This window comes from Arenibacter antarcticus (genome assembly GCF_041320605.1).
GTDB lineage: Bacteria > Bacteroidota > Bacteroidia > Flavobacteriales > Flavobacteriaceae > Arenibacter > Arenibacter antarcticus.
Map to the genome: position 1 here is coordinate 1,935,650 of NZ_CP166679.1, position 12,766 is coordinate 1,948,415.

A 12,766-nucleotide genomic window follows, 5' to 3' on the forward strand; every position below is an offset into this window, starting at 1 on the left:
TAATTTTTGGTCATTATTCCTCATCTTTTCAATTGTATTCTAAATTCAAAGATTTCTAAGGAGCCTATAATAGAAAAAGAGAATGGACTTTTACCTTTTCTAATGATTAGAAGTTATTTTTGACCCTTTAATGGATGATGGCTTAGGCATTGCAGCGTCATCCTTTTTTAATTTCCGAACCCAAGGGAGGGAATGAAAAAGATACAGCGGAAAGCCCGACCCCGACTACCTTAACATCTGCGAGGAGTACCTGCAACGTCTTGGCGACCTTGTAGGTCTAAACCTCGGATGAGTGTTGGTTAAGGTAGTTGGGGGAAGCCCAACAAAAAACTAACTACGAGCGAAGTAAGGCACAATTGGACCAAACAGGAAATCCTGAATATATACAACAAACCGTTTATGGAGCTGCTCTACGAGGCGGCCACAGTACACAGACGGCATCATGATCCCAATACGGTTCAGGTGTCTACCTTAGTGTCCATTAAAACCGGTGGTTGTCCCGAAGATTGTGGTTATTGTCCACAGGCGGCCCGCTACCACACCAAAGTGGAGGGCAACGACCTTATGGGTGTTTCCCAAGTTAAAGCTCAGGCACTGCGCGCTAAAGAGGCAGGGAGCTCTAGGGTATGTATGGGAGCTGCATGGAGGAATGTTAAGGATGGCCCAGAATTTGACCAGGTGTTAGAAATGGTACGCACCATTAATAAATTGGATATGGAGGTCTGCTGTACCTTGGGGATGATCACTGAAAATCAGGCCCATCGTTTGGCGGAGGCCGGATTATACGCTTACAATCATAATTTGGATACTTCGGAGGACTATTATAAAGATGTGATCTCTACTAGGGCTTTTAAAGACAGATTGGATACTATTGAAAATGTCCTTAAGAGTAATGTGACGGTCTGTAGTGGTGGAATTATTGGAATGGGTGAGGCTTTGGAAGACAGAGCTGGGATGTTGGTAGCTTTATCTACTTTGGATCCACAGCCAGAATCGGTGCCTATTAATGCTTTGGTGGCCGTGGAAGGAACACCTATGGCAGATCTGCCCCCAATACCTATTTGGGATATGGTGCGTATGGTTGCCACCTCCCGTATTATTATGCCCGAAACCCAAGTGCGTTTGTCTGCTGGACGTACTCAAATGAGTAGGGAAGGACAGGCAATGTGTTTCTTTGCGGGAGCGAATTCTATTTTTGCCGGGGATAAGTTATTAACGACCCCTAATCCCGATGTTAATGAAGATATGGCCATGTTTCAGCTTTTAGGGCTTAACCCACAAAAGCCCTTTACCAAGGTTTCACAGCCAAAAACAGTGGAAGCAGAGGATTCTGTGTACCAGCCTTTGGGAGAAAAACCAAGATGGACGAGGCCTGGGCATACCATTGAGCGTAATGAGGCGGCCAAACAAAAAGCCAAACTTATCGACTGAGTTAGCTAAATTTAGCTTTAGGATAAATTTTGCAGATGGTTTCTTTACTTTTGTACAGAATATAACCATGCCGTATTGAACTTAAAAGAAATACCAAGGGTAGCAAATATTAGTAAGGAAGCCTTTATTAACGACTTCTTTAAACCACAGATTCCGGTGGTGATAGAGAATTGTATAAAGGATTGGCCTGCCTATTCCAAATGGGATTTTGATTATATGCGTAAGGTTGCCGGTGATAAAACGGTGCCCTTATATGACAATAGGCCGGTACATCATAAAGATGGTTTTAACCAGCCACATACCACCATGAAAATGTCCGATTATCTGGATCTTTTACAAAAGGAGCCTACCAAGTATCGTATTTTTCTCTGGAACATATTAAAAGAAGTACCGAAGCTACAAAAAGATTTTGCCTATCCCGATTTTGGACTTAAATTAATGAGAGGGCTACCAATGCTTTTCTTTGGAGGGAAAGATTCCTATACCTTTATGCATTACGATATTGATCTGGCCAATATTTTTCATTTTCATTTTGTGGGTGAAAAAGAAGTTACCCTATTTCCCCAGTCGGAGAATCAATTTTTGTACAAAGTTCCCCATTCATTAATTACCCATGAGAGTATAGATTTTGCCAATCCCGACCTCGCCAAATGGCCTGCCTTAAAGAATGCCACTGGATATAAAAGTCACTTAAAGCACGGGGAGGTATTGTATATGCCCGAAGGATACTGGCATTATATGAGGTATCTTACTCCAGGATTTTCCCTGAGTTTACGTGCTATAGCCAGGAAACCCAAGAACTTGGGAAAGGCATTTTACAACGTATTGATTATGAGGCATTACGATGGTTTTATGCGTAAATTAAAAGGGCAGGATTGGATAGATTGGAAAAATGAGCAAGCCATTATCAGAACAAATAAGCAGTTGAATTAGGGGTTTATTTAGTGAAATGGGATAACTTTGCACGCTATAAATTAAAATATACCTAGAATGAAAAATTTATTAGTTGCAATTGTATTTGTTTTGGCGGCAGCATCCGTTAATGCGCAGGCTTTTGAAGGCTCAGGTGATCAGAAAATGCAGATCGGGGCCAATTTTCAGGATAATGCTACGGGTATCGTTGTTAGTTATGATTACGGTTTGGGGGAAAATTTCTCCATTGGAGTTTCCTCTTCCTATGCTTTAGATGTTCCAAATATAATTAATGCCGATTTTGATCACAGAATTGATCTAAAAGCAAGGTTCAATGCCAATTTGGGAAGTGTTCTCAAAATGGGGGATAATGTTGATGTTTATCCGGGATTGGATTTGGGTCTTAAGAACTTTGGGGCACATTTGGGTGTCAGATACTTCTTCTCCGATGGTTTTGGAATTTTCAGTGAAATTGGAACGCCTTTGGCTAAGTATAAGACAGGAAGTCTGACCGACGCGGAAGAATTGCACAATCAGTTTGTTTTCAGTATTGGTGCATCCTTTAATCTTAATTAAAATTTAGTTGCCATATCCCCTTGCCTTATGGTAAGGGGTATGGTAATTTGTTATTTGAAGGGGATAAGTTCTCCAATTTTTTCATATACCATATTGCTTTCCCATCCCCTGTAAAAGAGGTAGTCTGCCAATTTTTTTCTTCTTTTTTGTACGTCTTTCTCCTTTATTTCGGTCAGGCGTTTTTTGGCTAATGCATTAAATGTCTTGTAGTACTCTCCGTTATCAATTTCTTCCAAAGCAATTTTAATATTGAATTTGGAAATATCACGTTGCTTTAACTCGTTTACGATCCTATTTCTGCCCCATTTTTTGATATTGAATTTTCCACGAGCAAAGCTTTTGGCAAAACGCTCCTCGTTGAGGTAATTATTTTGGATGAGTTGTCCCATAATTTGATCTATGGCTTCTGGAATCATCCGCATTTCCCTGAGCTTTGTAATTACTTCCTTATGGCACCGATCCTGATATACGCAATAACTCTCTAGTTTTTTGGTGGCTTCGGTAACGGAATATGATTTATAGAGTTGTGTCATGAAAATAATCTGTGTCTTGGTATTTTATTTAGTTCTGCATTTACATTCTTCGGATAGGCTGTAAATATACGGAGGATTATGGAGCTGATAATGCAAACATAGGCGGCATTGGTTGTAAGTATGTAAGATGTGCTGTTCCTATCGACAGAGTAAGTTGAGAAAATATGAAATTATTTGAGAATATATGTATGATGAATTTGGAGGTTTTGAATAGACGCTAGTTTAAGTATCTAATATTGTTATTATATTTACATTTCACAAAAAACAAGCCTTTTCAAATGAACAATAGATCAAAATTATGTTTGGTAGCCTTAAATATGCTGCTAGCTATTTCTACATTCTCCTATGCGCAAATGATTAACCCTATTGAGGGGAGATGGAATTTAGTGATTTCTCAGGATGGCAAAGAGCTTCCCTCTTGGTTGGAGATCCGCCATTCGGGATCGCGTACTTTGGTAGGTAGATTTGTGTATGCCATGGGTAGTGCGCGTCCTATTTCAGAAGTAAAAATAAAGGATGGACAATTTAGCTTTTCCATACCCCCACAATGGGAAGATGGGGACAGTGATATGAAGTTTCAGGGTGTATTGGATGGTGATGTTCTTAATGGGACCATGCTTTATACCAACGGTAAAACTTACCAATGGGAAGCTGTTAGGGCACCAAAATTAGAATATACCGAGAACCCAAGGTGGGGCAAGCCACAGAAATTATTTAATGGGAAGGATCTAAAGGGATGGAATGCCATGGGAGAAAATCAATGGATCGTGGAATCTGGGGTGTTGAAAAGCCCAAAATCAGGATCTAATTTGGTGTCCGATGAAAAGTTCAATGATTTTAAATTGCATATAGAATTTCGCTATCCTGAGGGAAGTAATAGTGGGGTATATCTTCGTGGACGCTATGAGGTGCAAATAACGGATAGTAAGGGTGCGGAGCCTTCCGATATTGAATTTAGTGGAGTGTATGGCTTTCTAACACCTACCGAGGTTGTGGCCAAGGCTGCGGGGGAATGGCAAGAGTACGATATTACATTGATTGGAAGACGGGTAACAGTGGTTGCCAATGGTGTAACAGTGATCAATGATCAGATTATTCCAGGGATTACAGGGGGAGCTTTGGATAGTAGGGAAGGGGAACCGGGTCCATTTTTGTTCCAAGGCGATCACGGTCCAATAGAATTTAGAAATATTGTGGTTACGCCTAGAGTAGAATAAATCTACCTATAGGGCCTCTAGGAAAAAGTCCACATTAATACAAACAAAAAAAGCGACTCCATTATGGAAGTCGCTTTTTTTAATATATGGTTTTGCCGTCTTTATTCTTAAAACGGTATTCAAGATACGTATAAGCATCTCTAGGCTGAATTTTAATCCATTTTTTGTGCTCCAAGAACCACTTGGTGCGGATGGATGGAAATCCCTTAGTTAAATAAGCGGCAATAAAAGGATGGATATTTAAGCTAATTCCATTGTCCTTTGCCGGTCCTTTTAGGAGTTTTTCCAGATCTACATTTATCTTGTCTAGTAAGACTATGGGTGCTTCTACCTCTGGCCCAGTGCCATTGGGGTTCACCTCACTCGTCTTAATGTTCATTTCGGGCCTTACCCGTTGTCTTGTAATTTGTATCAGTCCAAACTTACTGGGAGGCAGTATTTTGTGTTTGGCCCTATCGTCCTTCATCTCATCTCTAAGATGTTCAAAAAGGCGTCTTCTGTGTTCGCCTTTGCCCATATCTATAAAGTCTACCACGATAATTCCTCCCATATCGCGGAGTCTCAATTGTCTGGCAATCTCCGAAGCGGCCAATAAATTGACCTCGAGGGCGGTATCTTCCTGATTTTTGGCTTTATTGGAACGGTTGCCGCTATTTACATCGATAACGTGCAATGCTTCCGTATGTTCAATAATCAGATAGGCACCTTTACTCATAGTGGCGGTGCGCCCAAAAGAAGTTTTGATCTGTCTTTCTATCCCAAATTTTTCAAATATGGGAACAGTAGAACTATACAACTTTACAATAGATTCTTTCTCTGGTGCAATTTCATGCACATAATCTTTTACCTGTTCATAAAGCGTTTCGTCATCCACATGGATTCCCGTAAAGGAATCGTTAAAAACATCCCTTAGAATGGAAGATGCCCTGTTGAGCTCTACCAAAACTTTGGATGGATGCGGTGCTTTCTGAATTTTGTTGCACATCACTGACCATTTGATCAGTAAATTCTGCAAATCTTTATCCAATTCTGCTACTTTTTTGCCTTCTGCTACTGTCCGGATAATAACGCCAAACCCTTTAGGTTTAATGCTTCTGACCAGCCTTTTTAACCTGTCTTTTTCTTCTTTACTCTCTATTTTTTGAGAAACCGATACGCGGTCGGAAAAAGGGACCATGACCAAATAACGGCCAGCTATGGAAAGTTCTGAGCTTATTCTTGGTCCTTTTGTGGAAATAGGTTCCTTTACTATTTGTACTAGTAAGGATTGATTGGCCTTGATAGCATCGCTGATGCTACCATTTTTGTCAATATCTTCTTCGAACTGAAAATTGTCCAAAGAGTAGTCTGTAAGTTTTCCTGTGCTAACTTTTTTAATGAATTTCAACATAGAAGCCAGTTGCGGACCAAGGTCGTGGTAATGTAGAAAGGCGTCCTTCTCATACCCGACATTTACAAATGCCGCATTTAATCCAGTAACAGGTTTTCTGACTTTGGCGATCATTATATCGCCAACGGCAAAATCGTTACTGTCCTCTTCTTTGTGTAATTCAGTGAGTTTTCCATCTTTTAGCAAGGCAAAATCAACGGCATTGGAACTAGATCTTACGATTAATTCTCTATTCACCTGAATTAATTTATATTCATCCCGTAAGTCGAGCCCGAAGGTCAACATGGAACAAATGATTAAACAATAATTTGTACAGGTTGTATAAACCCGTCGAAATTCTTTTGAGAATTTCTATGTCAAGGAACGTAAAAAAAGAAAAAGTAGTTGTAAAAACTACTTTTTCTTGTGTCGGTTAGCTCTCCTGCGCTTTTTGCGCTTGTGGGTAGCTACCTTATGTCTTTTTCTTTTCTTACCGCTGGGCATAAAGGTCTATTTTTAGGTTAATATTATTTTATTTAACTTGTACATTACTTTTAACACCTTCTACAAAAACCTTTGCTGGTTTAAAAGCAGGGATATTGTGTGCTGGTATTTTAATGGTAGTGTTTTTTGATATATTTCTACCAGTTTTTTCGGCTCTTGTTTTAATTATAAAACTACCAAATCCTCTTAGGTATACGTTGTCACCACCCTCTAAGGAGTTTTTTACTTCTTCCATAAAGGATTCTACAGTCGCTTGTACATCACCTTTTTCAATGCCCAGCTTTTCTGAGATTCTCGTTACAATTTCCGCTTTCGTCATTTTAAGTAAATATATTTCTATGTGTTTTTTTCGGGACGCAAATATATGAATTAAATTATATCTTTCAATGCTAAAGAACTTAATTTTAAGATGGTAAACTATTACATTTGTAAATCAGACCTTACTAAATGAGTTTTTCTAGAATTATTTTGCAGTGGTACGGAGTGCATAAGAGACCGCTTCCATGGCGAAAGACACGTGAACCTTACCTAATATGGCTATCCGAAATTATGTTACAGCAGACCCGGGTAGCGCAGGGAATTCCCTATTATTTAACATTTGTTAAGGCTTTTCCCACCGTGGAGGACCTTGCTGCTGCAAAAGAGGATGAGGTTTTAAAGTTATGGCAGGGTCTAGGGTATTATTCCAGGGCTAGAAACCTACATGCCACCGCTAAGTTTATCGCGGCAGAGTACAGTGGCGTGTTCCCAGATACCTACAAGGAATTGGTGAAGCTAAAAGGAATTGGGGATTATACGGCTAGCGCAATGGCCTCTATTTGTTTTGACAAGCCGGAAGCAGTGGTAGACGGAAACGTTTTTCGGGTGTTGGCGCGTTACTTCGGGGTAGATTTGCCGATAAATAGTTCTGAGGGTATTGCTTTTTTTAAGGAGCTTGCAATCAAGGTGATGGATGTTTCTAACATCAGGGACTATAACCAAGGGTTAATGGAATTCGGTGCCTTGCAGTGTACTCCCAAAAATCCAGATTGTATTGGTTGCCCGTTAAATGTAGGTTGTGTAGCCTTGGCTAGGGATGCGGTAAGCATCTTGCCGGTAAAAATTAAGAAGAACAAAATACGAAAACGATATTTTAATTATTTGGTACTGGTAGATGAAAATAATAGTACCTTGTTGCAACAGCGAAAAGGGCCTGGAATATGGCGAAACCTTTATGAATTCCCGCTTTTGGAAACGGAAAGTGAAATTGAGGTAAAGGAGGTGGTCAAAAATTTAAGTGATGTGATAGCCTTAGAAGAGCCTTCTGAGGTATATTTGTACAATGAGAAACAATTGGTCCATAAATTGTCGCACCAACACTTGCATACCCGGTTTTGGATCGTCCTTGCCGAGAATAAATTGAAGAATGGGATAAAAATCACCGATCTCCATAAATATCCTGTTCCAGTTTTAATAGCGGATTTTATAGAAGCATTTAAAATTTAGTACTTTTGACCTAACATTAAATTTATGAGCGGAACATTAAATAAGGTAATGCTAATTGGGCATTTAGGGGACGAGATTAAAATGCACTATTTTGAAGGTGGAAATTGTATAGGTAGATTCCCTTTAGCAACCAATGAAACCTATACCAATAAACAGACCGGTGAAAGAATTACCAATACGGATTGGCATAATATTGTAGTACGGAACAAGGCTGCCGAAATATGCGAAAAATACCTCTCTAAAGGGGATAAAATATATGTAGAGGGCAGATTAAAAAATCGTCAATGGCAGGGCGAGGATGGGACTACACGGTATTCTACCGAGGTTCACGTTCAGGAATTCACCTTTTTGAGCACCAAAAAGGAGAGCGCTTCCAACAGCCAAGCTAGCCAACAAAATCAACAGCAAGGACCATCGTCCACAACAAATAGCCCTAATGAATCGTTAGGAGTTAATGAGCCTGAAAAGGAAGATGATTTACCTTTCTAGAAAAATTAAAATAAAAACCTATTAGTGGACCCTGACCCCCATAGTTTATTGTTGAATTTTATGGCAATCGATACTGCTATTGCCATAAAAAGTATAATTCTTATTCTTCTTTTATGTTGTTCTGCCCTAATTTCGGGTGCGGAGGTTGCTTTCTTTGGACTATCCCCTACAGATGTTAAGGAGATTGATGATAAAAAAACCACCAAAAGCAAAATAATAGTACAACTTTTAGATCGACCTAAGAAACTGTTGGCTACGATTTTAATTGCCAACAACGCCATAAATATTGGAGTGGTGTTGTTGTTTAATAAGATTGGGAATACTCTTTTTAAGAACCTAGATTACTCCATTTTTGGCCTTGTTCAGATCCGCTTTGTGCTGGAAGTGGTAGTGGTTACCTTTCTAATATTGATGTTCGGAGAAATATTGCCCAAGGTTTATGCCAATAGGAATAAGTTGATTTTTGCTTTTTTAATGGCTATTCCTTTAAAGGTATTGGATTTTTTATTCTCTCCATTGAGTTTGCCAATGCGATCGACCACCATTCTAATGTATCAAAAATTAGGAAAACAGAAATCGAGCCTTAGTGTAGATCATTTGTCGCAGGCACTGGAACTTACCTCGGAAGGCGATACCACCAAGGAAGAGCAGAAGTTATTGGAGGGGATTGTTTCTTTTGGTAATACCGATACAAAACAGGTGATGCGCCCAAGGATAGATATTTTCGCCTTGAACGGCGATTTGAAGTATCCAGAGGTATTGGTAGAGATAAAAAGGAATGGTTACTCTAGAATTCCGGTTTTTTCGGAAAACATGGATAATGTTTTAGGGGTGCTTTACGTTAAGGATTTGTTGCCCTATATAGATCGCAAGACTTTTAATTGGATGTCTTTGATTAGGGAGCCCTATTTTGTTCCGGAAAATAAAAAGTTGGATGACCTGTTGTTGGAGTTCCAGACTAAAAAGAACCATTTGGCCATTGTAGTCGATGAATATGGTGGGACTTCCGGGATTGTTACCTTGGAGGATATTATAGAAGAGATCGTTGGGGATATAAGTGATGAGTTTGATGATGAGGATCTTATTTTTTCTAAGTTGGACGATTTTAATTTCGTATTTGATGGAAAAACAACCCTTCGTGATTTTTACAAGGTAGTTAAGATTAAGGATGAAGATGATTTTGAAAATAATAAAGGCGAATCAGAAACCATTGCCGGATTTATCCTAGAGATTGCCGGAAACTTCCCTAAAAGGGGAGAGGTGGTGAAGTTTAAGGATTATAAATTTATTGTAGAGAGCTTGGATAAAAAACGATTGAAACAGATAAAAGTAACCTTGCCTAATGAAGTATAGTATAATAGTTATTTTTTTTGGCTACTTCCTTCTAGCGTCATGCCAAGGAGATATTATGCCGAAGCCTAAGGCGCTATTGCGGTTAGAGTATCCCAGAGCGGAGCTCATGTCTCTTACGACCGATTATTTTACCATGGAGCACAATGCCATGGCCAAGATAAGGTCCAAGAAGGGCAATTCCTTTACTTTGGACTACCCCTTAATGCACGGCTCTATTTTTATTACCTATAAAAATGTAAATGGAAATCTAGACAAATTGCTTACCGATGCCCAAAGATTAAGCTATGAGCATGCGGCAAAGGCTGATAATATTTTAGAGCAACCTTTTGTAAATGAAGAGGGAAGGGTTTATGGTATGTATTATGAAGTAAAGGGAAATGCTGCTTCCCAGGCACAGTTCTATGTAACCGATAGCACGCAACATTTTGTAACTGGGTCTTTGTATTTCTACGCCAAACCCAATTATGATTCCATTTTACCGGCCGCAGCTTACTTGCAAAACGATATCCGAAATATTATGGAAACCTTGAAATGGAAAGACTAAAGGATTAATAATGCAGCTGTTGCATTCCCTCGTCTAGTGTACAATAGTGTCGTCTTAAAATTAGAGTTGTAGATATTATGCCAAGGTTTGTTTCCCTAAGTGTTGGATTTTAAAATTGAATTATAGACTTCTTTTAATTGCTTTTAAGGAGATCTTCGGCAGTTTTAATACTGGTATTTATCTGATCCCTTAGCGTTTTTACTTTTGCTTCCTCTTCATTCAGCCACATCTGTTTTTCTTCGGTAAGGGTTTTTCCCTTCATTATTTCATCGCCATCAAATCGGTCACCAAAATGTTTCATCCAATCCATCATGGATTTGTGGCTGTCTTTTAGGTTTTGTCTTGCCTTGCTATAGCGATTATCTGGGTTGCTTTCATTAATTTTTTCATCCAATTCACTAATCAAATTGCCTATAGTACCCATTTTAGGCATAACCTCGTCATGTATAGCCAATACTTCCTTCATTTGTGAGGTTTCCTGTTTATTCTCCTTGCAGGAAAAAGGTAAAATTGTTAAAACGATTAGGATAATTATTAATCTACTTGTTTTCATATATAACTATTTATTGTTTTTTAACGGTCATGCTTCGGTTGCGCTTGCCTTAGGCAGATAAACTCCAGTACAGCTATGTACATCTACTTACAGCAGTCAGGTTCACATTTCTTTATTAGTATTTGCATCCAATTTTGCGTCATGCTCATTTCATACTAAAAAATTATAGTGTTTAAGGGTGCAATTGCCAATTGGGATTTATTTATACTCTAGGTGTCAAATATACAAAATAGGGGGAATTTTGTTTGGAGTGGCTATAAATTACATGTAGCTTGATAAGCTAAAAAACACAGTTTGTAAAATCTAAGATGAGTTCCTTGTTAATTTACGTGCATTAATCAGTAAAATTCTGTACTTTAAATGTATAACCTAAAAAAATAATCTATGAAACTGTTTTCGCTACCTATTAGGTTTGGAATTGCCACTAGTGGTTCATTAATTGCTTATTTTTTAATCTTATCCCTTTTTAATTTGCATACCAATGTGTTTTATAGTCTGTTTAATGGGGTAATCACTGGTTTTGGTATTTATGAGGCCATAAAATATTATCGAATAGAAACAGGTGTTTCGTTTAATTATGGAAAAGGTTTTGCTGCCGGAATTGTAACGGGATTTGTTGCGACCATAATATTCACTATATTTTTTGCCTTCTATGCAACTGAGATCAACGTTGGCTTTTTGGATGAGCTTTCCAAGGTTTGGTTTAGGGACTACAACACTTCCGAAGGTATAGTTTTCTTTACCGTTGCTATTATGGGGTTTGCCACTACACTTGTACTTACCCTGTCATTTATGCAACTATTTAAGTCGTCCAACAATTTAAATAGGAAATCGGTTTAAAAATCTAAAAAAAGGCTTGTAGATTAAGTATTTAGAACTATATTTGCAGCCGCCTAATATAGAGTTAGGCTAGTTCTTATATTTATAATTTAAACACAAGCTATGTACGCAATTGTAGAGATAGCAGGGCAGCAATTTAAAGTTGCGAAAGACCAAAAAGTGTATGTTCACCGTTTGCAAGAGGAAGAAGGTAGCAAAGTAACCTTTGATAACGTTCTTTTGTTGGAAGATGGTAGTGACATCACAATTGGCGCCCCCGCTATAGACGGAGCCGCTGTTGAGGCTAAAGTCATTAAGCACCTAAAAGGTGATAAAGTAATCGTCTTTAAAAAGAAAAGACGTAAAGGTTACAAAACAAAAAATGGTCACCGTCAGTATTTGACGGAAGTGCTAATTGAGGGAATTATTGCCTCTGGAGCCAAAAAGACTGAGAAGAAAGAAGCCAAACCAGCAGTTAAAAATGCTGAAGTAAAAGCTGAAGCTCCAAAGAAGGTGGAAACACCGGCTACCGATGATTTAGGTAAAAACACGGTTGCGGAATTGAGAGATATGGCAAAAGCTAAGGGAATTGAAGGTTACTCTTCAATGAAGAAAGCAGAATTAATTGCCGCTTTAAGTTAATAACTAGAATTAAAACAAAATATCATGGCACACAAAAAAGGTGTTGGTAGTTCCAAAAACGGTAGGGAATCAGAATCGAAACGTTTAGGCGTGAAGATATTTGGTGGTCAGCCTGCCATTGCGGGAAATATCATCGTAAGACAACGTGGTACAAGACATAATCCTGGACAAAATGTATATGCAGGAAAAGATCATACCTTGCATGCAAGAGTAGACGGTCTTGTTAAGTTCCAAAAGAAAGCAGGCGGAAAATCTTATGTTTCCATAGAGCCTTTTGAGGCCTAATTGCTTTTTCTTTAAAATTTCAAAAAACCCTTTCCATCTTTTGGAAGGGGTTTT

At 38.7% G+C, this 12,766-nt stretch carries 14 protein-coding genes and 1 pseudogene; 11 read left to right on the plus strand and 4 right to left on the minus strand.

Annotation, left to right across the window (positions count from 1 at the left end; genetic code table 11):
- Positions 1 to 339: 339 nt before the first annotated feature.
- The 3 genes and pseudogenes from bioB to KCTC52924_RS07880 form a co-directional block, all read left to right on the plus strand.
- A pseudogene (bioB, locus tag KCTC52924_RS07870) lies at positions 340 to 1,431 on the plus strand (biotin synthase BioB); the annotation flags it as partial.
- A 75-nt stretch (positions 1,432 to 1,506) separates the two neighbouring features.
- Positions 1,507 to 2,364: a cupin-like domain-containing protein gene (locus tag KCTC52924_RS07875; RefSeq protein ID WP_251806178.1), complete on the plus strand. Its 858-nt coding sequence runs from the start codon at positions 1,507 to 1,509 to the stop codon at positions 2,362 to 2,364.
- Between the two features lie 57 nt (positions 2,365 to 2,421).
- Positions 2,422 to 2,919, plus strand: a complete 498-nt coding sequence (locus KCTC52924_RS07880) for a porin family protein (RefSeq protein ID WP_251806179.1) — start codon at positions 2,422 to 2,424, stop codon at positions 2,917 to 2,919.
- Positions 2,920 to 2,969: 50 nt separating this feature from the next.
- On the opposite strand, the gene KCTC52924_RS07885 is transcribed toward KCTC52924_RS07880, so the two are convergent.
- Positions 2,970 to 3,452: a regulatory protein RecX gene (locus tag KCTC52924_RS07885; RefSeq protein ID WP_251806180.1), complete on the minus strand. Its 483-nt coding sequence runs from the start codon at positions 3,450 to 3,452 to the stop codon at positions 2,970 to 2,972.
- 278 nt (positions 3,453 to 3,730) lie between these two features.
- Here KCTC52924_RS07885 and KCTC52924_RS07890 point away from each other — a divergent pair, with 278 nt between their 5' ends.
- Entirely contained in the window at positions 3,731 to 4,669 is a 939-nt protein-coding gene (locus KCTC52924_RS07890; protein ID WP_251806181.1) for a DUF1080 domain-containing protein, read from the plus strand.
- Positions 4,670 to 4,748: 79 nt separating this feature from the next.
- Here KCTC52924_RS07890 and KCTC52924_RS07895 read toward each other — a convergent pair whose 3' ends face one another.
- Together KCTC52924_RS07895 and KCTC52924_RS07900 are read right to left on the minus strand one after the other, a co-directional pair.
- On the minus strand, positions 4,749 to 6,296 hold the full coding sequence (locus KCTC52924_RS07895; protein WP_251806459.1) for a ribonuclease E/G: 1,548 nt from the start codon (positions 6,294 to 6,296) through the stop codon (positions 4,749 to 4,751).
- A gap of 274 nt (positions 6,297 to 6,570) precedes the next feature.
- Positions 6,571 to 6,861, minus strand: coding sequence for an HU family DNA-binding protein (locus KCTC52924_RS07900; protein WP_251806182.1), 291 nt, complete (start codon positions 6,859 to 6,861; stop codon positions 6,571 to 6,573).
- A 128-nt stretch (positions 6,862 to 6,989) separates the two neighbouring features.
- Here KCTC52924_RS07900 and mutY point away from each other — a divergent pair, with 128 nt between their 5' ends.
- Genes mutY through gldD form a run of 4 tightly spaced genes read left to right on the plus strand, consistent with a single transcriptional unit; the run spans position 6,990 to position 10,413 of the window.
- Positions 6,990 to 8,027 carry an A/G-specific adenine glycosylase gene (mutY, locus tag KCTC52924_RS07905; RefSeq protein WP_251806183.1) on the plus strand — a complete coding sequence of 346 codons (1,038 nt, stop codon included), beginning with the start codon at positions 6,990 to 6,992 and terminating at the stop codon, positions 8,025 to 8,027.
- A gap of 24 nt (positions 8,028 to 8,051) precedes the next feature.
- Positions 8,052 to 8,516, plus strand: coding sequence for a single-stranded DNA-binding protein (locus tag KCTC52924_RS07910; protein WP_251806184.1), 465 nt, complete (start codon positions 8,052 to 8,054; stop codon positions 8,514 to 8,516).
- A 24-nt stretch (positions 8,517 to 8,540) separates the two neighbouring features.
- Positions 8,541 to 9,869 (plus strand): gliding motility-associated protein GldE, encoded by a 1,329-nt coding sequence (locus tag KCTC52924_RS07915; protein ID WP_370671529.1) that lies wholly within the window; start codon positions 8,541 to 8,543, stop codon positions 9,867 to 9,869.
- Positions 9,859 to 10,413, plus strand: a complete 555-nt coding sequence (gldD, locus tag KCTC52924_RS07920; RefSeq protein ID WP_251806186.1) for a gliding motility lipoprotein GldD — start codon at positions 9,859 to 9,861, stop codon at positions 10,411 to 10,413. Before KCTC52924_RS07915 ends, gldD begins: the two co-directional genes overlap by 11 nt.
- Before the next feature lie 133 nt (positions 10,414 to 10,546).
- On the opposite strand, the gene KCTC52924_RS07925 is transcribed toward gldD, so the two are convergent.
- Positions 10,547 to 10,966 carry a hypothetical protein gene (locus KCTC52924_RS07925; RefSeq protein ID WP_251806187.1) on the minus strand — a complete coding sequence of 140 codons (420 nt, stop codon included), beginning with the start codon at positions 10,964 to 10,966 and terminating at the stop codon, positions 10,547 to 10,549.
- A gap of 384 nt (positions 10,967 to 11,350) precedes the next feature.
- Here KCTC52924_RS07925 and KCTC52924_RS07930 point away from each other — a divergent pair, with 384 nt between their 5' ends.
- The 3 genes from KCTC52924_RS07930 (at position 11,351) to rpmA (ending at position 12,712) form a co-directional block, all read left to right on the plus strand.
- Positions 11,351 to 11,806 (plus strand): DUF4199 domain-containing protein, encoded by a 456-nt coding sequence (locus KCTC52924_RS07930; RefSeq protein ID WP_251806188.1) that lies wholly within the window; start codon positions 11,351 to 11,353, stop codon positions 11,804 to 11,806.
- Between the two features lie 102 nt (positions 11,807 to 11,908).
- Complete coding sequence (gene rplU, locus KCTC52924_RS07935) at positions 11,909 to 12,427, plus strand: 50S ribosomal protein L21 (RefSeq protein WP_251806189.1); 519 nt, start codon at positions 11,909 to 11,911, stop codon at positions 12,425 to 12,427.
- Between the two features lie 24 nt (positions 12,428 to 12,451).
- A complete protein-coding gene (gene rpmA, locus KCTC52924_RS07940) occupies positions 12,452 to 12,712 on the plus strand; it encodes a 50S ribosomal protein L27 (protein WP_251806190.1) in 261 nt (86 codons plus the stop codon).
- Positions 12,713 to 12,766 lie beyond the last annotated feature (54 nt).

Excerpts from the sequence above, each read along its gene's own strand:
- KCTC52924_RS07880 (WP_251806179.1), top strand. The coding sequence starts at position 2,422 with ATGAAAAATTTATTAGTTGCAATTGTATTTGTTTTGGCGGCAGCATCC.
- KCTC52924_RS07885 (WP_251806180.1), bottom strand. The coding sequence starts at position 3,452 with ATGACACAACTCTATAAATCATATTCCGTTACCGAAGCCACCAAAAAA.
- KCTC52924_RS07890 (WP_251806181.1), top strand. The coding sequence starts at position 3,731 with ATGAACAATAGATCAAAATTATGTTTGGTAGCCTTAAATATGCTGCTA.
- KCTC52924_RS07900 (WP_251806182.1), bottom strand. The coding sequence starts at position 6,861 with ATGACGAAAGCGGAAATTGTAACGAGAATCTCAGAAAAGCTGGGCATT.
- mutY (WP_251806183.1), top strand. The coding sequence starts at position 6,990 with ATGAGTTTTTCTAGAATTATTTTGCAGTGGTACGGAGTGCATAAGAGA.
- KCTC52924_RS07910 (WP_251806184.1), top strand. The coding sequence starts at position 8,052 with ATGAGCGGAACATTAAATAAGGTAATGCTAATTGGGCATTTAGGGGAC.
- gldD (WP_251806186.1), top strand. The coding sequence starts at position 9,859 with ATGAAGTATAGTATAATAGTTATTTTTTTTGGCTACTTCCTTCTAGCG.
- KCTC52924_RS07925 (WP_251806187.1), bottom strand. The coding sequence starts at position 10,966 with ATGAAAACAAGTAGATTAATAATTATCCTAATCGTTTTAACAATTTTA.
- KCTC52924_RS07930 (WP_251806188.1), top strand. The coding sequence starts at position 11,351 with ATGAAACTGTTTTCGCTACCTATTAGGTTTGGAATTGCCACTAGTGGT.
- rplU (WP_251806189.1), top strand. The coding sequence starts at position 11,909 with ATGTACGCAATTGTAGAGATAGCAGGGCAGCAATTTAAAGTTGCGAAA.
- rpmA (WP_251806190.1), top strand. The coding sequence starts at position 12,452 with ATGGCACACAAAAAAGGTGTTGGTAGTTCCAAAAACGGTAGGGAATCA.